Raw genomic sequence first — 22,738 nt, 5'->3', positions numbered from 1 at the left:
TTGGATAGGATAGGGATGAGGCGTACCGGCAGAGCAATGTTTGGAGCAATCAAAATGATAGAGGAGGAGCAGCAAAATGAGCAACGATATGAATTTATCGCCTGCGGAAATAGCGGCGATGATCGATCATACAATACTTAAAGCTGATGCAACAAAGGATGAGGTACTTCAAATTTGCCGCGAGGCTAAGCAGTATCAATTTGCAACGGTTTGCGTAAATGCAGGCTGGGTAGCAACAGCTGCTGAAGAACTAAAGGGATCGGGAGTAGGCATAACGACAGTCGTTGGTTTCCCATTAGGAGCGACGATGACGGCATCTAAGGCAGCAGAAGCGAAGTTTGCTATTGAAGCTGGAGCAACGGAAGTGGATATGGTTTTAAACATCGGCTTGATGAAATCAGGCGATCTTGAAGGCGTGAAGCGTGATGTTGAGGGTGTAGCTGCGGCGGTTAAAGGACAAGCCCTGCTTAAAGTTATTCTTGAAACGGGACTTCTAACGGATGAAGAAAAGGTTGTCGCATGTGAAATTTGCAAACAGGCTGGCGCAGATTTCGTGAAGACATCGACGGGTTTTGGCAAGGGAGGCGCTACGGTAGAGGATATCGCGCTGATGCGCCGTACGGTAGGTCCTGACCTCGGTGTGAAAGCATCCGGCGGCGTACGCGACCGGGAAACTGCTTTGCAAATGTTCGCAGCGGGCGCTACACGTATTGGAGCAAGCTCTGGTATCGCTATCGTTACAGGCGGTCAAGGCGAAGGCTATTAGTTCGTTGCTCTTAAAATGAAAAGAGGGAAGCCTTGCACCATGGAACCGAACCCATGGCTTGCAAGGCTTCCCTCTCTTTTTTTGCTTAATGGCTGAATCGTTCGTCCAAAGAGACAGGACTTAACGTTCGCAGCTAATCGTCATGTTGGCATGCAGCTCTTCGCCAGCGTTCAGCATGACAAGCTCCTCTTGACGGTTAAGCTCACCATTTTCAGCCATCCATGGCTCTACACATACGAAAGGCCGATCCTTAACGGACCAAAGTACCATATATTTGAAAATGTCATCGTAAGTTAGACGAACGCGAGCGCCTTGCAAAGCGACGAAGGAGATTTCGCTCTTCTTCGCATCGAGCAGGCATACGGATTCCACAAGTCCTTCCAAGTCGATAACACCATCAAATGGTTTCTCTACATTATCGTTATAATCGACATAGCGGGTAGCATCGCTTTCATATGCGATCTTTTTATCCGAATCAATGGCGAAATAAGGATGGAAGCCAGCATAAAAAGGCATCGCAGCTGCTTCGCTTAGATTGCGGTACAGCTGACGCGTATGTAATTGACCATCCTGCAGTACATAGGTAAACAACAATTCGAATGCAAAAGGGTAGGAGCGCAGCGTTTCTTCATTGCTTTGCAGGCGGATTGTAATCGAAGCCTCACCATCCGTTTTTGTACTGACAACATCCCATACAGCAGTACGGGCAACGCCGTGATTAGCCATCGTGTACGATTGACCGTTCCACTCATAAGTTTGGTTAGCAAGCTGCCCGCTAATTGGGAACAGGATCGGATTGCCTCCGCGGATATTGGCTGTGGGGTTCTCAAACGTCGCTTTGTCCAAATAAAAGAGCTCTAGTCCATGCAGCTGGCAGCCGATAACGATACCGCCGCGCTCTGGACATACAATGATGCGGGATTGCGTGCTTTCTTCCGTTAACTCATACAAGGTATACGTATCCTTATAGCTGCGTACTTCGTAGTTGCTCACTTGTTTCCCTCCAATAATAGGTACATGGCATATTTCACCATCATATCATATTCGCAATACACGCTACCTCACTATTTATGTCCTAAATCACGCCTACAGAGTCATTTCGCCCTCCCCGTCATCCGTACGACTATCCCTAACCGATCGATTGCCTGTTTTAAAATGGTCGAATCTAGTAAAACAATCATCTACGCCAATTGATAGTCATAGAATAATATATATTAACTTCAGAAGAATGACATAAAATTGAAGAGGCTCATCTGTCTTTCTGAAGCCAAAGCCTCCCTGAAGCCCATCCCTCCGGGTGAAAGGGGGGCTTTTTATTGTGAAAAAAGGACTGTGCCCACAGGTTATAAATAACCTATGAAGCACAGTCCCTTTAAAGAAAGCATTAGCTATTATTCAGCTTTTGGAGCGTCAGTAGCTGCTGGAGTCAGTGTGTTCGTGATTTTTGCTTTTGCACGAATTTCTGTCATCCAAGCTTCGGATAGCTCATTTGCTTCTGTAGCAACAAGCTGGTTCTTAATTTCTTCTTTTTTCTCTTCGAACGTTGGAACAACAGCAGCTTTCTCAGCTGTTTTCTTAATAATGTGGAAGCCGTTTTCGGTTTGAACAACACCGCTGATTTCATTGATTTTTAGAGCAAAAGCAGCAGCTTCGAACTCAGGAACCATTTTTCCTTTTCCGAATAGGCCAAGATCTCCGCCATTATCTTTCGAACCTGGGTCGATCGATTTCGCTTTTGCAATTGCAGCGAAGTCGCCGCCTTGCTTAAGCTCAGCTAGAATAGCGTCAGCTTCTTCTTTTGTAGCTACCAAAATGTGTGAAGCTTGAATTTGCTCAGGCGTGCCAAGTGCAGCTTTGTTCGTATCATAGAACTGTTGAATTTCTTCCGCAGTTACGTCTGTTTTTGGCTCCAAAACTTTACGAATCGTTAGATTGATTTTTGTATCGCTTTTCAAGTTTTCAAGCGTCATGTTGTACTGAGCAAGTGCATTACTGAACTGCTCGTCCGTACCGAAGCTCTTCTTGATCAGCGCAATTTCAGCATCCACGTCAGCGTCTGTAACTTTGACGTTATTTGCTTCTGCTTCTTGGAAGATCAGCTCTTGTGTAATGATGTTCTCAAGTGTAGCCGGACCGCCTGCTTTAACTAGCTCATCGTAAAGTCTGTCTTTCCCTATGTTGACACCGTTGACAGTTGCCACGGTTTCATTGCTTGATCCAAATGGCGGTTTAATTAATACGACGATCAGCAAAATAGCTAGTACTGCTGAGACGATCAACCATGCTTTACCGCTTCCGCCTTTGGGAGCCTGATGAACGCTCTCCGAATTTAGGGCAGCAGCACGAACCTCGTCGTTTGATGCTTCAGGAAGCTCTTCGTTTAATTCTTGTTGAAGCTCCTCTTCGATAGCTGTATCTTGATCCGAAAGCTTGTCCTGCTCTTCTGTCTGTTCGAGCTCGTAACGTTCTTCCTTCGCAGTCAATTCGTTTTCTGCGTCTTTGTTTGGCTGCGATTCCTTGTTATTCATTCCATAAACTCCCTTCAATTTACCTGTCTTCAACTACTATAACAAAACAAGATTGAAAAAACCTTAATCTAAAATAAAAATATATGTTGTCGGCTCGAATTATCCGTATTTCCGCGAAATTTCACTATTTATAGGTTGACTCCGTGATGATATGATAGTAAAAGACGAATATCCAACATTATCCTACAAGTTTCATGTTGGTTTTTAATGAAGCTTTACATTTTGCGCCTCCCACAGGCGGTATGTTTACCAGCAAATACATATAAAGAACGACATCTAGGAGGAATAAGCTTGCGCAAAAATATGTGGGTATACACACGTTTAGTTTTATTAATGCTTTTGCCGTTGGCAGGCTATTTCGCGTTGCGAGGTTCGGAGCTTGATAAGAGCATTAACGCACCTCAAGAGCATTTTTATATCGTCAGTCTCGTAGCATTGATCTCACTGATCCTTGCTATTGCTGTAGGATTCGTCGCGATTACCCTTCGCAATATTAAGATTAGTTTTCTATCGTTATCTTATGTATCATTATCTGCATTGTTTGTTCTGCATGGCTTATCTACCCCTGGTTTTTTAACGCATCACTCAAGTACTGCAGGCAGCACTGCTCAGCTTAGCGTTATACTGGCCGTTGTATGGTTGTGGTTGTCCTCTATATCTGTAGATCGTCCTCTCATCAAATGGTTTGCGCAGTTGCAGCGAATGCTTTTGCCCTTATGGATATCCTTGCTTCTTGCCCTTTGCACCATCCTTTGGTTTTACCCGAATCTTATTCTATTTCTACATTTTAAGGAATTGCCGATGAAATGGGCCGCAAGCCTATTTACGATCGCTTTGAATGGCTGGACAATATATCGGTATTTGCAAGCGTACATATCCTCTCGTTTTCCATTGCAGCTCGCCATCGTGTACAGCTCAGGCTGGATGATTATTGCACAGCTGATTATCGTGAGTGGCGAAGCTTGGAATATAAGCTGGTGGCTTTACCATTTCCTATTGCTTGCTTCGGTTATTGTTATGGTTTGGGGTATTGTAAATCAATATGTCAGCTCCAAATCCATTACAGCGTCTATTAAGCTGATGTTCCGCGCCAATCCGCGCGATTGGATTAACACCTATATGTCTACAAGCGTTCGAGAGCTGGTGATGACAACGGAAGCACGTGATTCTTACACAGCAGGCCATAACTATCGGGTAGCCCTCTATGCTTTGAAGCTGGGAGAGGAGCTCTCACTCAGCTCAGCTGAATTAAGAGCGATTGCGCAAGGCGGATTAGTTCATGATGTCGGCAAATTGCGAATACCGGATACGATTTTGAACAAGCCAGGCAAGCTTACACCAGAGGAACGTGAAATTATTGAGGTGCATCCTATATCGGGCTACGATTTGTGCAAAAGATTAGGTTTTATGCCGGAGGAGCTTTCTGTTATAAGGTCTCATCATGAGAAGTGGGACGGCAGCGGCTATCCTGATCAGCTTGCAGGTGAACAGATACCGCTGCTTGCACGGGTCACTGCCGTAGCGGATGTTTATGATGCTTTGACCTCGTCACGTTCTTACCGAAAGGCGATGTCGCATGAGGCAGCTATGGAAATTATCCTAAAGGAGAGCGGGAGACATTTCGACCCCGTGTGCGTTCAGGCATGGGAGCGCCTTGTACGGGAGCAAACGAGCTTTTTCGAGGAAACCGTCCGCAACAGTCCGCATTTGAAGCTGGAGAAAAGGCTGATCAAATAGTTGCATTTCCATTTGGCAAGCTGCAGTTGTACAATATACGGGAAGCAGTTTGTTGATGCTTAATAAGCACAATAAGCGATTCCAATAACGGTTTGGGGGAATATTGAACATGACTTATTTAGCGGCTAATAATCGGTATGAGAGCATGAAGTATAACCGTGTCGGACGAAGCGGCTTAAAGCTGCCGGCAATTTCCTTAGGATTGTGGCATAATTTCGGCGGCATTGACCGTCATGAGAATGGGCGTGCCATGGTACGCCGTGCATTTGATTTAGGCATTACGCACTTCGATCTTGCGAATAACTATGGACCGCCTGCTGGATCAGCAGAAGAAATGTTTGGCCAAATACTTAATCAAGATTTTGCAGCATATCGTGATGAGCTTATTATATCAACCAAAGCTGGCTACTATATGTGGGAAGGCCCTTATGGCGAATGGGGCTCACGCAAATATTTGGTTTCCAGCTTGGATCAAAGCCTAAAGCGGATGAACCTTGATTATGTCGATATTTTTTATCACCATCGTCCAGATCCGGATACACCGCTTGAAGAAATAATGGGGGCTCTTGATCATATTGTGCGCCAAGGAAAAGCGCTGTATGTCGGCGTTTCGAATTACAATCCAGAGCAAACAGCTAAAGCGGCCGCTATTCTGAAGGATCTAGGTACGCCTTTCCTTATTCATCAGCCATCCTATTCGATGTTCAATCGCTGGATCGAGAACGGCTTGCAGGATGTTTTGGACGAAGAAGGCATTGGCTCGATCGTATTTTCTCCGCTTGCTGGAGGCTTGTTGACGAATCGTTATTTGAACGGTGTTCCTGCCGATTCACGCGCTGGAGGACCAAGTGTATTTCTGAAGGCGGATCATATTACAGACAGCACATTGAATAAGATTAAGCTGTTGAATGAGATTGCACAGCATCGTGGACAATCGCTTGCCCAAATGTCTCTTGCTTGGGTACTCCGAGGCGGAAGAGTAACTTCGGCTTTGATCGGAGCAAGTCGTGTTGAACAAATTGATGATAATGTTGCAGCACTACGCCGTCTTGATTTCAGCGACGAGGAGCTTAGCCGTATTGAATCGGTGCTTGCAGCCGAATAGCTTACTATAAATGATAATGAGACGCTAGAGCAGCTAACCGCAGTGTTGCGGCATGCAGACTCTAGCGTTTTTTTATTATCCAAATAATAGTTGAAAGAGATATAATAGTGTCAAAGTCAGGCAGATTTGGCTCATGCGTAGCGAAAGGTGGAAGTGGTTTGAAAAAAATGTCGTTGCGTACAAAAGGTTTGATCTTGATTGTTCTCATTTCTTTTTTTCCGCTGTTGATTGCCGGAATAGGCAACTATTCTGCGGTCAAGGATGCAATGCTCAAATCCGAAATCGAGAAAACAAGCAGTATGCAAAACAAACGTGCAAACGAATTGGCGTCATGGATGGCTATCCGCAAGGCGGAGGTTATTGTGATGAGCCGAACAGAGGTTGTCCGTTTTGGCACAGATGAGGAGCGTCTTCATTATTTTGGACGTGAGCTCGTTCGCGGGGGCTTTATCTATCACTCGATTGGGTATATAGATGAATCAGGCATAGGCCTGCGTACCGATGGTATTAGACGAGACATGAGTATGGAGTCATTTTTTCAGGAGTCGATTACAGGCAAAGTGGTCATTACGGACCCTTTTAAGCCTTCTTTTTCTGATGCTACACAATCATTTATTGTTGTACCTGTATATGGGGCTACGAATGAACTCAAAGGAGTTGTGTACGCCTCTATTGTCATGGCTACACTTCGGCCATTCATTGAATTTACAGGAGATCAAACGATTATACGCTTGTTCAATGATGAAGGCGGCATCATCTATAGCTCTGATGACCAAGAGATCATTAGCAAGGGCTTATTTCATGAGAAGTCTTCCTTGTCTCCGATTGCCGAGAAAATGCTTGGCTCCTATGAGGGTGTTTCAGAAATTAACATAGCGGGAAGAGCGTACGCGGTATTTCATACGAAGGTGAGTGAAACGCCATGGCGTTTTGCATTGCAAGAGCCAATGTCCAAGCTGGAAGAAGAGGTAAAGCCGATCTTTTGGCGTATTTTCACGACGATTGCTGTCTCGGAAGTAATCATTGTTATCTTCTTCTTTCTCTACTTCGAACGTATTGTGAAGCGGTTAGAACGTATTTTGGGCGTTACGGAGCAGGCTGCAGCGGGGAGCTTCGAGGCTGAGCATCTTGAAGTTGAGCCGTATGATGAGATTGGTCAGCTTGGTCATTCTGTGAACGGCATGATGGAGCATTTGCAAGAAATGTTCGATCGCCTTGAGGCAATTATTAATCAGAATCAATATGCATTTATCGTGCTCGACGATCAGTATAAGGTCACCTATCTGAATAAAACAGCTGAAGAGATGCTGGGCTACAAGACTTCGGAGCTAGCTGGGAGCGCTACACCGCTGTTGTTCATGGATCTAGATGAGGTTCGCTTGGAAGCTGAGAAGCTTACCGAACAGCTTGGCAGAACGGTTCAGCCTGGTCTTGAAGTATTCAAGGAGCTCCGCAGCACGAGCTTCTCCTATGAGAGGGAATGGACCTTTATTCATAAAAACGGAACAAGAATTCCAACGCTGCACAGCTCGAATGGTTTGCGTGACCGCAATGGACGGTTCTCTGGTGTTGTAGGTATGGTGCTCGATATTTCCGACCGCAAGCATGTAGAGAAAGCACGCAATCGTTTGCTCGACATCGTTGAATCAGCCAAGGATTTAATAGCTTCAGTCAGCTCAAGAGGCAAGCTCGTCTATATGAATGGGGCAGGCAGAGAAATGCTGGGCTTGCAAAGCAATGCGGATCAGGTGCATATGGTAGAGGAATATTCTCATCCAGAAATGTATTCGGAGCTTGTGAGAGGAGCAGCGCTCGCCAAAGAGTTTGGTTACTGGGAAAGCGACGCGCAGTTGATGAAGCGAAATGGCGAGCCGCTGTACGTTTCCATGGTCATCGTGCCGCATAAGGATGAAGATACGGGTGAGCTGTTTTTTTCTTGTATAGCCAGAGATATTTCGGAGCAGAAGATGGTGCAGGAGAAGCTTGTTCGCGCCACACTCGAAGCGGAGGAAGCCAATCAGGCGAAAAGCCGATTCCTAGCACTCATGAGCCATGAGATACGCACACCGCTTAATGGGATAATCGGCTTGACGCAATTAATGCGCAAGACAGGGCTGTCTTCGTCACAGAAGGATTATATGGACAAGATGAATACCTCCTCGGAGACGCTGCTGCGAATTATTAATGATATTTTGGATTTCTCCAAAATTGAAGCAGGCAAGGTCGACATCGAACGTCAGCCGTTCCAGCCTGAGGAGCTGATGCACCGGATCACTGATCAATTAAGCGTATTTATGGGCGGTAAAGAGCAGTTTGAATTCATTATTGATACGCCAGAGGAATTGCCGCAAACGATTATTGGCGATGCGCTGCGTCTTGAGCAGGTGCTGCTCAATTTGTGCATGAATGCGATCAAATTCACGAATAGAGGAAAAGTAAGGCTGAAGCTGGAGATAGTGGAGCAGACGGATAAAGGGGTAGACGTGAAGTTTATCATCTCGGATACGGGGATTGGGATGAGCGAGGCGCAGGTCCAGAAGCTCTTTAAACCGTTTACGCAAGCGGATGGATCAACAACACGGAAGTTTGGTGGAACGGGACTTGGACTTGTCATATCCAAATCATTTGTTGAATTAATGGGAGGCAAGCTGAAGGTTACCAGCAAAGCGCTTGTTGGAAGCGAGTTTTACTTTACGCTGCCATTCACTATTATTCATAAGTATACCGAACCGCGTTTGCAGGTTCATCAGGATTTATTGGAGCAGCCCGTGTGGATCGTAGAGGATGATGACGAGATGCGGGAGCACTGGAGCGATATTGTCGAATCGTTTGGCTTGACGCCTATTCCATTTCACTCTTGGAAAATGGCTAGAGATCGCCTGCGCCGCATTGGAGCTGGCGCTCTGCCGAAGCTTATCGTGCTTGATATGGAGATGCCGGATATGTACGGTGCAGAAACCTGGCTTGAATTCCATCGTGATGCGGAACTAGCTGGTGTTAAAACCATTGCTATGACGACCTCTTATGGACGCGACGAAATGATGCAGCTTCCTGCTGAGCAAAGACCGGTAACATTGTTAATTAAGCCTATCATGAGAACGGCTATGCTTCGTGCAATTGAAAGTGTTCTGGATCATAATGGCACGAATGGGAAGGAACAAGAAATCGAGTCGCTCGAAGCAACGATTCAACAAAATATGACAAATACGCGGATTTTGTTAGCAGAGGACAATAAAATTAATCAGCTGGTTGCAATCGAAATTTTGAAGGAGCGGGGCTACGAGGTCGGCTTAGCTGAGAATGGCGAAGAAGTGCTGATGAAGCTGGGTGAAGAGCGCTGGGATCTTATATTAATGGATATTCATATGCCGATAATGGATGGATCGGAAGCGGTTCGCATCATTCGCACACAAGCTAAATATGATCATATTCCGATTATTGCCGTGACGGCAAACGTGCTTCGCAATGATCACGAGCGTTATTTGAAGCTGGGGATGAACGATGTGGTAACGAAGCCTATTTCCTCCGAGCGAATTCATAATGTCATTTCCTATTGGTTGAAGGAAATCAGCGGTTCGACTATTCAGCCGGTCGTCAAATCTGGGCTAAATGATCGTACACGTACATTAGAACCAGCAAATATAGATAGTTTGCCGTCTATTGACGGCATGGACGTTGAAAGCGCACTGGCAAGAGTGAATGGAAAACTGCCGATCTTGCTGCATATGATGGAGCAATTTATGCTTGATTACGATTCATTTGCAGACCAGCTGCGAATGATGATTAAGCAATCGGAGCTAACAATTGTCAAACGAATGGCTCACACACTTAAGGGGGCTGCCGGTTATTTATCCGCCTACGAATTGTTAGAGGCGGCTTGTGAGGTTGAGCGAATCGTGAAGCTGCCGGAGCTAGAATCAGACAATTTGCAAAAAGCTATGATTCAGTTAGAGGTGACGTTAAAGCGGCTTTTGGATGGGCTTCGGAAAGCGAAAGATGTATTCGACAATAAAACCTAACAAATTTCTAACAACTTGTTGTTCCTTTAATAACGTTAAGGTATAGTAGAGATACAAAAAATATTCGACAGAAATCTTCAATCCTCAAAAAGGGTGACGACAATGTATAAGGTTTTAGTTATTGAAGATGACGTCATGATGAGTGATATGCTGTCTATGTATTTATCCGAGGAAGGCTATTCTGTCATGCAAGCTTATAGAGCGGATGATGGATTAAGACTCGCATCAGAGTTTAATCCGGACTTGGTGCTGCTTGATTTAATCTTGCCCGATCTGGACGGAATGGAAGTGTGTGCGCTAATTACAAAGCGCTCTAACGTACCGATTATGATTCTATCCATGAAGAGTGAAGTGTCAGAAAGAGTTCAGGCTTTAAAAGCTGGAGCGGATGATTACATGTGCAAACCATTCAGCATGCACGAAATGACAGCTAGGGTAGAGGCGTTAATTCGTCGATCGAATACGATGCAGACAGAGACAATGCAGCAGGTTTCAGCAGCAGTGGAAGCGACCGAAGAGGGGGAGCTCATTCAGCTTGATTTTGAGAGACGCCTATTGCTGGTTCGCGGGAAGTTAGTTGAAACAACCTTCTCGGAATATGAGCTGATGAAATTATTTCTTGCACATCCGGGCAAGGTGTTTAGCAGGGAAGAACTTATAAATACGATCCGCGGCTTTGATTCCTTCGTAACAGACCGTGCCATAGACGTACATATCGTCAACCTTCGCAAGAAGATTGAACAGAACCCGAAGGAACCGCGGCTCATTCGAACGGTTTGGGGATTCGGCTATAAGTATACCGCTCAGCATACGAGCAAGAATCAAACCTGAATAAGCTATTATGTAAGAAGAATCACTCTATAACATGGAGTGATTCTTTTTTTTTGCCCATTTGCCCAGCAATACTATGAATATTCGCCGCCATTCTCCTAATTGTAAGGTTGTTAGAACAGGTATTAAATTATCTAACAATGTTCTAAATATTGCTCATTAATTTTTCTAATAGTTGTATGACAAAATGAGTGTATATAACTGAAATGGAAAAGGATGGTGGTCGAACAACATGGATGCGTTGACCGGTTTGCCTTGTCGCAAGGAGGCTTATGCACAGCTGGAATTGGCCGTAAATGTCGTACGTGCAGCAGGCAAGCGGATGGTGGTGGCGTTGGTGGATTTGGATAAATTTTATCGCTTAAATGAAACCAAAGGAACAGAGTTTGGCAACCATGTACTCCTCATGATGGGGCAGCGTCTGGCTGAAGCTAGAAAGGCTGCTACAACGGTGAGTAGAGTTGGTGGAAACAGATTTATGGTAGCTATGCCTGTAGAACATGATGAATGTCAAAGCATACAAGCTGTGGAGGCTATCAAAAATGCGATTGAGCGTCCCATCGATATTAACGGAGCGGAGCTGTATTTGACCTCGAGTATTGGGGCAACGTTATACCCGAAGGATGGACGAACAAGCGAACAGCTTATATGCCGAGCGGAGTCTGCCCTATACCAATCAAAAGAGCAGGGCGGCAATCGAGCAAGATTTTATAATTTGGAAGATACGAATAAGCTTAATCGACGCATCGCTATCGAAGCGGCGTTAAGACCAGCATTATATTTACAGCAATTTCACCTCAGCTATCAGCCTATCTATCGCATGGAGGACGGCAAGCTTAGAGGATTTGAAGCGCTGCTGCGCTGGCAGCATCCTGAGCTTGGCGATATTTCACCTACAGAATTTATACCTATAGCTGAGCATAGCGGTCTCATTGTACCTATTGGAGAATGGGTGCTTAGAGAATCGTGCAAAACGCTCGCGAACATGAGCAAATATGGTTTGAATAGTCTTAACATGTCAATTAATATATCTTCTCTTCAGCTGCAAGATCTGACCTTTTCACAAACGGTGCTGCATGTGTTAAAGGAATATGAGCTTGCGCCCTCCTCATTTGAGCTTGAAATAACGGAAAGCTGTATGCTTCATACTTCAACTACAGCCATATCTACACTTAGCTGGCTTCGAGTAGCTGGCGTTCGAATCATACTAGACGATTTTGGAACAGGATTCTCTTCCCTCACCAACTTGAATCAATTGCCGATTCATTGCCTTAAGATCGATAAGTCATTCATTAGAAACATTGATCTGCAAAGCGCGGATCGCATTATCGTTGAAGGCATCATTAATCTCGTTCATAAGCTTGGTCTTGAAGTGATTGCCAAGGGTGTAGAGTACAAGGAACAATACGAATTATTAGGCGAATGGGGTTGCAATTATGTACAGGGATTCCTTCTGGGCAAACCACAGGAACCTGACGTGCTTGATATATCCATGATACGACGTTCGGAATACACAGCAAAGAAGATGACTAAAGGAGAACTGTAAAGTGAGTCTATTGAGCAAGCTAAAAAATCTTCGATCGATCAAACCTACGATTCGTATAAAGCTAATGGCGTTATGCTTGTCGCTTCTTTTAATTCCTAGCATTCTAGTTAGTACTTTAAGTTACAATACTGCTGTTAGCGAACTGGACAACGGCGGCGAGAAGCTGCTTCAAAATAGCGTTAAAAGCACCATTGGTTTAATTGCATTGCTCGACACACAGGTGAAAGCAGGAGCGATTGACCGCGCCAAAGCAGAAGAGTTCGTCAAAGTCACTATGCTTGGGCCAAAGAATGAGGCAGGCAAACGGCCTATCAATAAAAGCATTGATCTCGGCGAAAACGGTTATGTTTTTGCATTAGACAAAGACTCACTCACGATTGCCCATCCCACGATGGAGGGCAGCAGTCTTGCTGGACTTAAGTACGGCAATGGAGAACCAGTGCTCGATTCTGAATGGGGCCTCCCTGTTTCGGATGCCTTCATGAAGAAAGCGGAGTCGGGTGGCGGTTTTGTTTATTATACTTGGGCGCTTCCGGGTACAGAGAATGAACTGGCGTCGAAAATTACTTACCTAGAGAAGGACCCTCACTGGGGCTGGATTATTGCCTCGGGTACATATATGCAGGATTTTAATAAGGGTGCTGAACAGATTGTGACGGTTACAATCGTTACCTTATTAATTACGATAGCGGTCGGTATGGCAGCAACAATACTCTTTACGATCCGCATGACACGGCCAATCAAGCAGGTTTCTGCGCTTTCAATGGAGGTTGCAAAAGGTAATCTTCAAATAGATCCAATTATTTGCCATTACCGAGATGAGACAGGCGTACTTGCTGTAAGCTTTAATGAAATGGTAAAGCAGCTCAAAACGCTTGTGCACGAGGTGGGGAGCAGCGTGGATCAGGTAGCCGCTTCCTCGGAGGAGCTTATGGCTAGCGGAGAGCAAACCAGCCATGCAAGCGAACATATCGCATATACGATTCAGAAGGTAGCAGATGGGGCAGAGAAGCAATCGGCTAGTGCTGAGCAGAGCTTTCAGGTTATCCATGAAATGTCGGCAAGCGTTCAGCAAATTGCGGTTAGCACGGAGCAAGCATCACATGCAGCCAAAAAAACTTCCCGCCAGGCAACAGAAGGAAACGAGACGCTGCAGCAGGCAGTTGTTCAAATGGAATCAATCCAGCTATCGTTTAATAGTTTGGCTGCAGCCGTACAAGGACTTGGGAATCGATCCACTGAAATCGTTAGAATGGTGCAGGTTATATCTGACATTTCTGCTCAGACGAATCTGCTTGCACTGAACGCTTCTATAGAAGCGGCAAGAGCGGGTGAGCATGGCAAAGGCTTTGCAGTTGTAGCTGGCGAGGTTCGCAAGCTGGCAGAGCAAACGAAGGAATCAAGCGATCATATTACGAAGATTGTTATGGCTGTTGGCACGGAGACGGAACGTGTGGTGCTGGCGATGAATGATGCGGGCACTGTCGTATCCGGCGGCATCCAAGCAGTTGAAGGAGCAGGCCGCATGTTTGGCTCTATACGGGACGAGGTTATGCAGGTCGCTGAGCAAATTGATGAGGTTTCGCAAGCAGCAAATGGGATTGCAGCAGGTACGGAGCAAGTGATGCTGACCATTAAAGAGGTCGTTGATATCGCGGTTGAAGGGGCTTCTGGTACGCAATCTGTAGCTGCGGCGGCGCAGCAGCAGACGGCCTCGATGGAAGAAATTGCAGCGGCATCAGCTATGCTTGCCAATATGGCAGAGCATTTGCAGAAGGAAATTATGAAATTTAAGGTTTAGCTTAAAGGAGAATGAGTAATGCCCTAGCAGCGATATGCTGTTGGGGCATTTTTTATAGGTGAATGGGATTGATAAAAACACAAAAAGACCTGACGGGCACTTTGCCTGCAGGTCTTTCTTTACGAGTTATCTAACATACTTCAAGGTAGAGCTTTGTGCCGTCGTTATATTGGAAAATAGCGACATCACGCACCATTTCAACAGATTTGATTCTTCTCCACTTTTTGCGGAAGTCAAAATCGAGTTCTAGTTCGTACAATTTATGATGAAGCAGATCTATGGATGCGGATTGTTCATTAGGGTAATAGACTGGGACAGAACGACTTTTAAAGGTAACGATTTTCATCATTTCCTATAACACCTCCGATCAATTTCCTCCATTCTAACGTAAATATTTTAGCCCCTTATGAATATGTGGTCAGAATTTTGTTTACTTTATTTACACTTTTCTAACATGTTCGACAATTACTGCACATGCTTTAGAGGTGTAGCAGCTGCAATCTCATGTATGAAAGCCATAGAAAAACTGGCGGAATGATCAACTGAATGATAGCTTGCGAAATATTTCCTTAAAGCTTTCGCTGCTGGTTGCGTAATAAACGATTGCGATGAGCGTCAAATGAAGCGGATAAAAGCTGCGCCAGACGAAGCGCGGCACTTTGATGGTTTCGAGGCTGCGCATGAAATCAGGCACATAGACCATAAGAATAGTAGCAAATATGCTAAAGGGCTGTATGAACCATTCCTTTATAAAGATGCTTACCACTTCCAAGGAGAAGTGAAACACAACAAAGGATTGATTTTGAGCATAACGATAAATGAGTACGAGCAGTGCAGCATATGCGCCATAGCTGAAGGGCATAAACTCGAGAAGTCCAGCGAGTGAAAGGCAAAGCAGAACTTGAAGAAGCGGCTTTCCGTTCCATTTGTCTAGAAGGCGCAGAAGCAGCAGGCAGACGAATAAAGTGCCTACCGTATTGACTTCAAGCCGGTAAAAAGCAAATTGATAAGGCAGCTGCGATAAAAGCGCGATCCATGCAACCCGTTTCAGATAACGATCCAAATTGCTCGTTCGGTAATAACCGAGGACAATCGCGAGCGCATAGAAGGGGAGTGCCAGCCGTCCAATGATTCTCCAAACGACGTTCTCAGGGAACCATAACAGACCAATATGATCAATAAGCATAGTAAGCATAGCCAAAACTTGAATCGCAATCACCTTCGTTCCCTCGCCTTTTGTTTAGTATAGCATAGGAAAACGAGGGAATAGGAGCAGGAAGACCTCCAAGCCGCTTTGCGCGCATGAGGAGGTCTTCCTTGAATCATGACATGATTATAGTCCGGCGTTTTTCTGCAGCCGACGGGCAATTTCAATAAAATCCTCTTGCGAGATGCCTGGCGCAAACTCTTCTGGAAGCTCGCTCAAATCAGGCATAGGTGCGCCTTGCGGTGCGCCTTGAATGACCTCAAGCTCAGCGCCGGTAAGCGGATTTTGTCCATTCCAAATGAGGACAATATCCTTGTAGTCGTTCTGGCTGAATGTGTACAGCTTGTTGCCAAGCCCCATTGCTTCGTATTTTCGAGCCGTTTCGAAGCTGTTGTTGCTAAGGTCGGGAATAGGGATAAGCTTCTTCACATCAACACCCGTTGCGATTTCGAGCGCTTTGGCATAGGCAAGTACATGGACGCCGCCGCGAACGAGTAAATAGCCAATCATTGCCCTTGCTGTAGGGTGATCCGTCATCTCAAATACTCGCATTTTATGCGTTCGTGCTCCGCACTCCAAGAAGAAATTATGCAGCAGATCAAGCACGAGATTGCCGCTGCTAAATACATTATCACCAGTCCATGCGCGTCCCATCGAATCACCTGGCAGCGAGGTTTGACCGGTTTGTATAAAAAAATAGCTGTTGCGCTTATTTACACCTTCCTTTAGTGGAGCAGAATTAGGATCACCGGGACTTGTTGTCCCTGTTAATACCATATTAATAGCTGTCGAAACAAGCTCCACATGGCCAAATTCCTCTGCTGTTATGCTGGATACGAGGTCGTAGAACGGTTTAAGCTTCTTTTTCTCACGGAAATTAAAGGACTGATACATGTAGTTGTTTAAGGTGGACATTTCACCAAATTTTCCTCCAAGCAGCTCCTGCACCGCTGCCGCGGCGTTCGCATCCGCGTAAGGTGATGGCGGGAGTTCTATCTGAAGCCGATTTATCCGTTCAATCATGAGTTTACTCCCCTCATTTCATCGACGTTTCATTCTATGCATATGTATGACAGCTTTCGCAGTCATAGACCGTCGATGTCAAAAGGGACATGCTTTTGTCGAATGTATCAAAGCCTAACTTAATACTTAGAGCAGTGTGATGACAAGAAGCTCATACAGAACGAGTGGCAGCACCGCATTGTACGGGTTCATGAAAGCGCGCGGGTCTCGCATCGTACATTGCAAATAAAGAATGCAGTGATCAATATGCATAAGTTTGCCTTCAAATACATGTCCATCGATGGTCTGGACGCAAACGTATTTATGCATATGACCGCCGCACATGTTCATAATCCTATCGCGTACCTCCATCACCATTGCCGTGTGCTGCGCTTCGGCTTCATAGATCACTGGAGCGGGTTTCTCCATGCCTGCCATGTTGCTCATATTAGGCATGCCGCCCATGCCTGCGTTTTGCATGTTGCTCATGTTAGGCATGCCACCCATACTGCTGACGTTTGGCATATTGCCCATGTTGCTCATATTGGACATGCCGCCCATACTGCCGACGTTTGGCATATTGCCCATGTTGCTCATATTGGGCATGCTGCCCATATTGCCTGCTTTCGGCATATTGCCCATGTTGCTCATATTGGACATACTTCCCACATTCCCCGCATTCGGCATACTACTCATGGTGTTCATGTTAGGCATATTGCTCATGCTCCCCATGTTGCCGGGGTTTGGCACATTGCCCATATTGCCGATATTGCCCATGCTCATCATATTTTCTGCCAAGCCAAAGACCTCCATTCGTATGGTATGTCATATAGGTATGCAGGAAGCGAGCGGGTCATACAAAAATGGAAGGTTAAATTCAACACATGGAAGGCGATACTCGTCCATGCAACTCTCTTAAATTTACATAGAATAGAGTATGTTCGATAGGGAGGTGGAATAATATGTCTGCTAAATCAATACTGAAAGTTAGCAATGTGAAAGCTGCTCGCAAAACAAAAAGCCGAGCTCGTATTTCTTCTGAAAGCATAAGCCCAGTGGAGCAAAAAAGCTGCGGACGCAGAGAAGACCCGGCAGTTGAAGCGATGCAAGAAGCAGGAGCTGAGTTAAGTGATATTTTTAAACAGTTGAAAGATGAGCGCACTGCTGCAAAACTTGTGAGAGCGATACGATGTCGTGATGCAAGAGCCGTTCAAAGCTTAATCGATTGCCATTGCCGTGTAGTTAACTTCTTCTGCACGCGTGACAAGGACTGTGTAAGAATTTTCTGTGCGTTTGGAAGAAATCAAGATGTAACCGTCTCATTTGATATTTGCGTCAAAAGAGAAGTAGATGAATGCCGTCGTCAATTCTGGTAATTTCAATTTAATAGGAAGGGCTGTCAATATTCTATGTTGGCAGTCCTTTTTGTTATTTAAAAAGGAGGCATATCACAGGAGTTGTATGGGCTGCATACGTTATAGGAGTGAGAGACGAGAATCATGTATAAGTTTGGAGGGAAAGAGGATGCCGCGAATACCTAATTTTCCGCAAGCGTTGTTAGATGAGCACCGCGTATGGCATCATACGAATCATTTGGTTCCGGGAACGATACCGCCGCCGGGTTATGGCGATCGGTTTCTGCGATTTCATCGAGATTTTATTAATAGGGTATACAGCTGGCATGATTCGATGGGCTATGACCGCAGCTGGATTGCTGGCTGGAACCAAGTGCCTGAGGAGATCAGGCGTTCCTCCTGCTTTAATCCAGGCGCAGAGCAGCGAGTACAGAACAATCCGCGTTCATTCGCTACAGCCGATCAGCTGGGCAGCTTTATTGAGTACAATCTTCACGGGTGTTTTCATGAAATGGCGGCGAGGTTGTACAATCAGCCCGAGCTGAATGATTTTGACCTAGCGCCGCGCCATACTGAATTTTATAATATCCATGGCTTAATTGACCAGTGGTATAGCAATTGGGAGCGAACAATGGGCGTTCGCGATCCAGCTAGCAAAAGCAGGGCATCCCTTAAGTACAACCGCGCAGAGCCTGAAGTACGCTCGTATAATAAGAAAACTCGCGAGGCACGAATTGCTTCGCCGAAACAGAGCACTGGACAATCGTCAGCTGCTCGTTCTGATCGCCGAGCTCAACACCTGACGCAGAAACCGCAGATAAAGAGCCTTCAAACAATGCAATCAGCTCATCTAGATCAGCCTCATAAACGCCGGCCACTTCTTCAGGCTGCAGCAGAAGTTCTGTCAAAGGCAGCTCGCACACAAGGCCAAAAACGTCACTGACCTCACGGTCGATAAAGGGTTTTCCGTTTACTTCACCGCTAATATTTTCCCTGATTTGCCCGAGTGGTATGAGCTGTTGAAATGAGGCGGAAACCCCTAGCTCTTCCTCAAGCTCACGAATGGCCTCGCGAATAGTTTCGCCCGCACTCAAATGGCCGGCCGCCGTGATATCATAGCAGCCCGGATTGGTATCCTTGCCTGCCTGACGCAGCTGAAACCGCACGAACCTGCGGTTTCCTTCACGGCGCGTCAGCCAGCAATGGAAGCTGCGGTGCCAATAACCTTTCGCATGCGTCTCTGCGCGTGTTGCTGTGCCCAGCGGCCGAAGCTGCTCGTCATAAATGTCAAAGAGCTCATCAGCCATGTGCAGCAGCCTCTAGCTGGGATGTGCAGTGCTTGCAGCGAGTAGCCTTCACAGGGATTTTGGACAAGCAGTAAGGGCAATCCTTCTCGGTCACTTCAACAGGTGGAGCTTCCTTCTTCTCATTGCGGCGAAGCACATTGATTACTTTTACAAGCAGAAAGATACAGAATGCAACGATAATAAAGTCCAGCATTACGTTTATGAATTGGCCATAATTAATGGTAGGCAACAAGGTTTCATCAATTTTGCCTCCGTTGCTTGCGGTGACAGTGGCGGCGTGTTCTTTGCTATAAAGAGGGATTTTTAAATCCTTAAAATCGACGCCTCCCAAAACCACACCGATCGGCGGCATAATCACATCGTTAACCAAAGAAGTTACGATTTTACCAAAAGCTCCTCCGATAATGACCCCGACCGCTAAATCGATGACATTGCCTCTCATTGCAAACTCTTTAAACTCTTTAATGATTTTCATTGCTTTTCCTCCTACACATTTTAAGAAGCGGTAATAATGTCTGACGTAAGCCTCGTGCTATTACGAAGCGGAATGATCAAATCTAGCAATCCTATTAGACTATTATCGCCTGTTTCTACTAAGGTCATTCTAACATAATAGCCGAAGATGAGCAGAAGAGAAACTCACTCGCGATTTCTTACAAAAAATTGAAATATTGCCGGGACAAAGAGAGGTTTTTAAAGGATATTGTCGAATTTTACTATTTGAAAGCAAATTAATGGTTATTTAAGGAGTTCTATGAGCGACCTCGTTATACATGAAAATGGATTCTATTTAGTTTTATCACTCTTCATCATGTGTTTTGCCTCCTATACGATGCTGAAAATGATTGAAAAGCCTCTGCAAAATGAACATACACACGGCTTCAATTGGATCATTGGCGGCGCTGCTGTATTTGGACTTGGCCTATGGACGATGCATGTTGTTTTGTTGCTTGCATCCCATTATAGATTGGTCATGAATTGGAGCATGCTCCCTATAGTATTCGCATGTGTCATTATCATTTATGTCTCATTAGTTGTTATGCAAAAGAAAAATCTCTCATCGGTACGCTTCTTATTTGGAGCCCTATTAATGGCTCTGGGAGTTAATATGCTTCATTACTTGTCGATGCTTTCCGAATCGGTCGTTATACTAAAAATGGACTGGCCGCTTTATTGGATCTCCTTTGGAGTCAACTTTATTGGTGCATATTTGGCTTTTTATTGGCTGGAAACAAAGGGGTCAGGGTATAAGATAAAAAGCTGCTTTTCACTCGGATTGTCTAATATAGTCGTTCATCAAGTTGGCATGCACGCGCTGCAGATTGATTATAGCGATGTTTTATCTACAGATCTTCTAAACCAATATTTGTTGATTCTTGCATCTTTACTTGGTTTATCTACTTTATTTATCCTCAGCTTCAGTCTTACCACCTGGTTTGCATCCAACAAATATACTCAAATGAATGAGCGTTATAAACTTCTAGTGGAGAACTCCATAGATACGATAGCTTTAATAAGCGACGGCAAATGGGAATTTATGAACCGTGCTGGCTTGCGTTTATTCGAAGTGCATTCAGCGGATAAAATAATCGGTTCAAATGTTTATAATTTATTGGCCGAACCCTATCATAATGAACTGGAAGCATGGCTCACGGCAGGCCAAGCAGGAGATGATGCGCCCAATAAGCCAATCGAGCTGCAATGGATGTCCATGCAAGGGATGCTGCTTCATACAGAAATGGTACGGGTGAGCTCTACCTTCTCGGGTAAACAAATTGAACAAGTCATTATTCGGGATATTTCTGAGAGGAAGAAGAATGAGGAGCTGCTCATTAATTCTGAGAAGCTTTATGTCGCAGGTCAATTAGCGGCGGGCATTGCACATGAAATTCGAAATCCGCTTACCTCGTTAAAAGGGTTTATGCAGCTGCTTTCATCGGGCCGGGGCAATATCAACCATTTTTACGATATTATGAAAACAGAGCTCATCCGTATCGAGTCAATCGTCAGCGAACTACTTATGCTCTCCAAGCCACAGGTTTATGAATTTGTGCATAAAGATTGCCGTCAATTAATGGCGGACACGGTTAATTTACTGGAGACACAAGCTATTTTGCACAATGTGATCATTGAATTCCATTCTGACTATCGCCCATTGTGGGTATACGGTGTTGAGAATCAATTAAAGCAAGCGTTTATTAACGTGCTTAAAAATGCGATAGAAGCGATGCATAATGGTGGCATCGTCATGATTAATATGTCCCTTGATCCTGATCGCGGAGTAATGATACGCATTAAAGATGAAGGATCAGGCATGCCTGCGGAGCAGCTGTCGAAGATTGGTCAACCTTTTTATACAACAAAGGATAAAGGGACAGGACTTGGATTAATGGTCACTTTCAAAATTATTAATAATCATCAGGGACAAATTACGGCCGAAAGCAAGCTAGGAGTCGGGACGACCTTCATCATCCAATTGCCGTATATGGAGCAGCCGAATTTGCCGATGGATCAGAAGCTGAGCGAGCTAGGCCAATCAGATGATTCAGACCATTAGAGACGGGTTCACGCCATTCATCATTAACTTTTTATCACGCGCCGAAGGATGACTTTTTGAATTTGAAACTTAATTTTCAAGACATCGTAATACGGTTATGCAGTTCGGAATGATGATAATTTGAGTGGAGGTCGGTTTGATGTTTAATCGTTTTTTGGCAAGCATCGGTATTGGCTCAGCAAAGATTGATACACTATTAGAAAAAGCACGTTATGCACCAGGTGAAGAGGTTCGAGGTATCGTCAAAATGCAAGGCGGCAACGTAGAGCAGCGAATTGAAACGATACAGCTATCGGTCATGACAGAATATATACGTGAGAGCAATGACAGTAAAATAACGCAGCAGGGAGTGGTGGGACGATATCACGTGAGCGCTCCCTTCACATTGCAGGCAAATGAAAGTCGCGAGGTGCCGTTCTCCTTTCAGCTGCCCCATCAAACACCGCTTACAATTGGCCGCGCGCCAGTATGGGTGAAGACGGAATTAGACGTTCGCGGAGGCGTCGATCCTGGTGATAATGACCGAATCGAAGTGGTTCCGACACACGCCATGAACACGGTGCTGGAGGCGCTGAATGTGCTCGGCTTCCGTTTGCGCAAGGCAGAATGCGAGTACTCTTCCCGTCTTGGCGGCAAAATGCCATTTATTCAAGAGCTGGAATTTGTGCCGACCTCGCAGTTCCGAGGCCAGCTTGATGAGCTGGAAGTGATGTTCTATCCATCGGATCGCGAGCTTGAGCTGGTGCTCCAAATCGACCGGCGCGCACGCGGGTTATCATCCTTTTTTGCAGAGGCTATGGATATGGATGAGACATTTGTTCGGGCTCGCTTCACGAATGAGCAGCTGTCAGCAGGGCCGAACGCAATTGCGCAGCAGTTGTCTGGAATCATAGCGCGCTATATTTAAGTTTTATAAATAAAACAAGCTCGGGAGCGCTCTTGCAGGGGCGTTTCGGAGCTTTTTTGCTGCTTGCAGC

Annotated in this window: 19 protein-coding genes; 11 read left to right on the top strand and 8 right to left on the bottom strand. The window is 45.4% G+C overall.

Annotation, left to right across the window (positions count from 1 at the left end):
- The first annotated feature begins 76 nt into the window (after window positions 1–76).
- Window positions 77–766 (top strand): deoxyribose-phosphate aldolase, encoded by a 690-nt coding sequence (deoC, locus tag AC1DPK_RS15900; RefSeq protein WP_477510931.1) that lies wholly within the window; start codon window positions 77–79, stop codon window positions 764–766.
- Between the two features lie 120 nt (window positions 767–886).
- Here deoC and AC1DPK_RS15895 read toward each other — a convergent pair whose 3' ends face one another.
- Window positions 887–1,759 carry an aldose epimerase family protein gene (locus AC1DPK_RS15895; protein ID WP_477510930.1) on the bottom strand — a complete coding sequence of 291 codons (873 nt, stop codon included), beginning with the start codon at window positions 1,757–1,759 and terminating at the stop codon, window positions 887–889.
- 398 nt (window positions 1,760–2,157) lie between these two features.
- Window positions 2,158–3,294 carry a peptidylprolyl isomerase gene (locus AC1DPK_RS15890; protein ID WP_477510929.1) on the bottom strand — a complete coding sequence of 379 codons (1,137 nt, stop codon included), beginning with the start codon at window positions 3,292–3,294 and terminating at the stop codon, window positions 2,158–2,160.
- A gap of 291 nt (window positions 3,295–3,585) precedes the next feature.
- Here AC1DPK_RS15890 and AC1DPK_RS15885 point away from each other — a divergent pair, with 291 nt between their 5' ends.
- The 6 genes from AC1DPK_RS15885 to AC1DPK_RS15860 all read left to right on the top strand — a co-directional run bounded on the left by AC1DPK_RS15885 (window position 3,586) and on the right by AC1DPK_RS15860 (window position 14,333).
- Window positions 3,586–5,031, top strand: a complete 1,446-nt coding sequence (locus AC1DPK_RS15885) for an HD-GYP domain-containing protein (protein WP_477510928.1) — start codon at window positions 3,586–3,588, stop codon at window positions 5,029–5,031.
- A 109-nt stretch (window positions 5,032–5,140) separates the two neighbouring features.
- A complete protein-coding gene (gene mgrA / locus AC1DPK_RS15880; RefSeq protein ID WP_477510927.1) occupies window positions 5,141–6,136 on the top strand; it encodes an L-glyceraldehyde 3-phosphate reductase in 996 nt (331 codons plus the stop codon).
- 167 nt (window positions 6,137–6,303) lie between these two features.
- A complete protein-coding gene (locus AC1DPK_RS15875; protein ID WP_477510992.1) occupies window positions 6,304–10,155 on the top strand; it encodes a response regulator in 3,852 nt (1,283 codons plus the stop codon).
- A 102-nt stretch (window positions 10,156–10,257) separates the two neighbouring features.
- Window positions 10,258–10,986 (top strand): response regulator transcription factor, encoded by a 729-nt coding sequence (locus tag AC1DPK_RS15870; protein ID WP_477510926.1) that lies wholly within the window; start codon window positions 10,258–10,260, stop codon window positions 10,984–10,986.
- A gap of 232 nt (window positions 10,987–11,218) precedes the next feature.
- Complete coding sequence (locus AC1DPK_RS15865) at window positions 11,219–12,532, top strand: putative bifunctional diguanylate cyclase/phosphodiesterase (RefSeq protein WP_477510925.1); 1,314 nt, start codon at window positions 11,219–11,221, stop codon at window positions 12,530–12,532.
- 1 nt (window position 12,533) lies between these two features.
- Complete coding sequence (locus tag AC1DPK_RS15860) at window positions 12,534–14,333, top strand: methyl-accepting chemotaxis protein (RefSeq protein ID WP_477510924.1); 1,800 nt, start codon at window positions 12,534–12,536, stop codon at window positions 14,331–14,333.
- Window positions 14,334–14,463: 130 nt separating this feature from the next.
- On the opposite strand, the gene AC1DPK_RS15855 is transcribed toward AC1DPK_RS15860, so the two are convergent.
- From AC1DPK_RS15855 to AC1DPK_RS15840, 4 genes are all read right to left on the bottom strand, one after another.
- The gene (locus AC1DPK_RS15855; RefSeq protein WP_076268411.1) at window positions 14,464–14,682 is read right to left on the bottom strand and encodes a hypothetical protein; all 219 of its coding nucleotides are present in this window, start codon (window positions 14,680–14,682) and stop codon (window positions 14,464–14,466) included.
- Between the two features lie 189 nt (window positions 14,683–14,871).
- On the bottom strand, window positions 14,872–15,552 hold the full coding sequence (locus AC1DPK_RS15850; RefSeq protein WP_477510923.1) for a TraX family protein: 681 nt from the start codon (window positions 15,550–15,552) through the stop codon (window positions 14,872–14,874).
- 114 nt (window positions 15,553–15,666) lie between these two features.
- Window positions 15,667–16,563, bottom strand: coding sequence for a manganese catalase family protein (locus tag AC1DPK_RS15845; RefSeq protein ID WP_441877864.1), 897 nt, complete (start codon window positions 16,561–16,563; stop codon window positions 15,667–15,669).
- 126 nt (window positions 16,564–16,689) lie between these two features.
- Window positions 16,690–17,340, bottom strand: a complete 651-nt coding sequence (locus AC1DPK_RS15840) for a hypothetical protein (RefSeq protein ID WP_477510922.1) — start codon at window positions 17,338–17,340, stop codon at window positions 16,690–16,692.
- A gap of 164 nt (window positions 17,341–17,504) precedes the next feature.
- On the opposite strand from AC1DPK_RS15840, the gene AC1DPK_RS15835 reads away from it, so the two are divergent.
- Both AC1DPK_RS15835 and AC1DPK_RS15830 read left to right on the top strand, forming a co-directional pair.
- The gene (locus AC1DPK_RS15835; RefSeq protein WP_477510921.1) at window positions 17,505–17,918 is read left to right on the top strand and encodes a hypothetical protein; all 414 of its coding nucleotides are present in this window, start codon (window positions 17,505–17,507) and stop codon (window positions 17,916–17,918) included.
- A gap of 185 nt (window positions 17,919–18,103) precedes the next feature.
- On the top strand, window positions 18,104–18,442 hold the full coding sequence (locus AC1DPK_RS15830) for a hypothetical protein (RefSeq protein ID WP_441908232.1): 339 nt from the start codon (window positions 18,104–18,106) through the stop codon (window positions 18,440–18,442).
- Window positions 18,443–18,568: 126 nt separating this feature from the next.
- Here the strand turns inward: AC1DPK_RS15830 and AC1DPK_RS15825 are convergent, their stop codons facing one another.
- The gene (locus AC1DPK_RS15825) at window positions 18,569–19,204 is read right to left on the bottom strand and encodes an NUDIX hydrolase (RefSeq protein WP_477510920.1); all 636 of its coding nucleotides are present in this window, start codon (window positions 19,202–19,204) and stop codon (window positions 18,569–18,571) included.
- The gene (gene mscL, locus AC1DPK_RS15820) at window positions 19,197–19,679 is read right to left on the bottom strand and encodes a large-conductance mechanosensitive channel protein MscL (protein ID WP_477510919.1); all 483 of its coding nucleotides are present in this window, start codon (window positions 19,677–19,679) and stop codon (window positions 19,197–19,199) included. Before mscL ends, AC1DPK_RS15825 begins: the two co-directional genes overlap by 8 nt.
- A 366-nt stretch (window positions 19,680–20,045) precedes the next feature.
- Between mscL and AC1DPK_RS15815 the strand changes: the two genes are divergently transcribed.
- Window positions 20,046–21,761, top strand: a complete 1,716-nt coding sequence (locus AC1DPK_RS15815) for an ATP-binding protein (protein WP_477510918.1) — start codon at window positions 20,046–20,048, stop codon at window positions 21,759–21,761.
- 139 nt (window positions 21,762–21,900) lie between these two features.
- Entirely contained in the window at window positions 21,901–22,668 is a 768-nt protein-coding gene (locus AC1DPK_RS15810) for a sporulation protein (RefSeq protein WP_339206505.1), read from the top strand.
- Window positions 22,669–22,738 lie beyond the last annotated feature (70 nt).

The sequence above is a fragment of the Paenibacillus sp. 01T424 genome, from assembly GCF_056398745.1.
This window is presented reverse-complemented; position numbering and strand designations above follow the sequence as displayed.

Excerpts from the sequence above, each read along its gene's own strand:
- AC1DPK_RS15845 (WP_441877864.1), bottom strand. The coding sequence starts at position 16,563 with ATGATTGAACGGATAAATCGGCTTCAGATAGAACTCCCGCCATCACCT.
- AC1DPK_RS15875 (WP_477510992.1), top strand. The coding sequence starts at position 6,304 with ATGTCGTTGCGTACAAAAGGTTTGATCTTGATTGTTCTCATTTCTTTT.
- mscL (WP_477510919.1), bottom strand. The coding sequence starts at position 19,679 with ATGAAAATCATTAAAGAGTTTAAAGAGTTTGCAATGAGAGGCAATGTC.
- AC1DPK_RS15855 (WP_076268411.1), bottom strand. The coding sequence starts at position 14,682 with ATGATGAAAATCGTTACCTTTAAAAGTCGTTCTGTCCCAGTCTATTAC.
- AC1DPK_RS15835 (WP_477510921.1), top strand. The coding sequence starts at position 17,505 with ATGTCTGCTAAATCAATACTGAAAGTTAGCAATGTGAAAGCTGCTCGC.
- AC1DPK_RS15830 (WP_441908232.1), top strand. The coding sequence starts at position 18,104 with ATGAGCACCGCGTATGGCATCATACGAATCATTTGGTTCCGGGAACGA.
- AC1DPK_RS15865 (WP_477510925.1), top strand. The coding sequence starts at position 11,219 with ATGGATGCGTTGACCGGTTTGCCTTGTCGCAAGGAGGCTTATGCACAG.
- mgrA (WP_477510927.1), top strand. The coding sequence starts at position 5,141 with ATGACTTATTTAGCGGCTAATAATCGGTATGAGAGCATGAAGTATAAC.
- AC1DPK_RS15815 (WP_477510918.1), top strand. The coding sequence starts at position 20,046 with ATGATTGAAAAGCCTCTGCAAAATGAACATACACACGGCTTCAATTGG.
- deoC (WP_477510931.1), top strand. The coding sequence starts at position 77 with ATGAGCAACGATATGAATTTATCGCCTGCGGAAATAGCGGCGATGATC.
- AC1DPK_RS15890 (WP_477510929.1), bottom strand. The coding sequence starts at position 3,294 with ATGAATAACAAGGAATCGCAGCCAAACAAAGACGCAGAAAACGAATTG.
- AC1DPK_RS15825 (WP_477510920.1), bottom strand. The coding sequence starts at position 19,204 with ATGGCTGATGAGCTCTTTGACATTTATGACGAGCAGCTTCGGCCGCTG.
- AC1DPK_RS15810 (WP_339206505.1), top strand. The coding sequence starts at position 21,901 with ATGTTTAATCGTTTTTTGGCAAGCATCGGTATTGGCTCAGCAAAGATT.
- AC1DPK_RS15870 (WP_477510926.1), top strand. The coding sequence starts at position 10,258 with ATGTATAAGGTTTTAGTTATTGAAGATGACGTCATGATGAGTGATATG.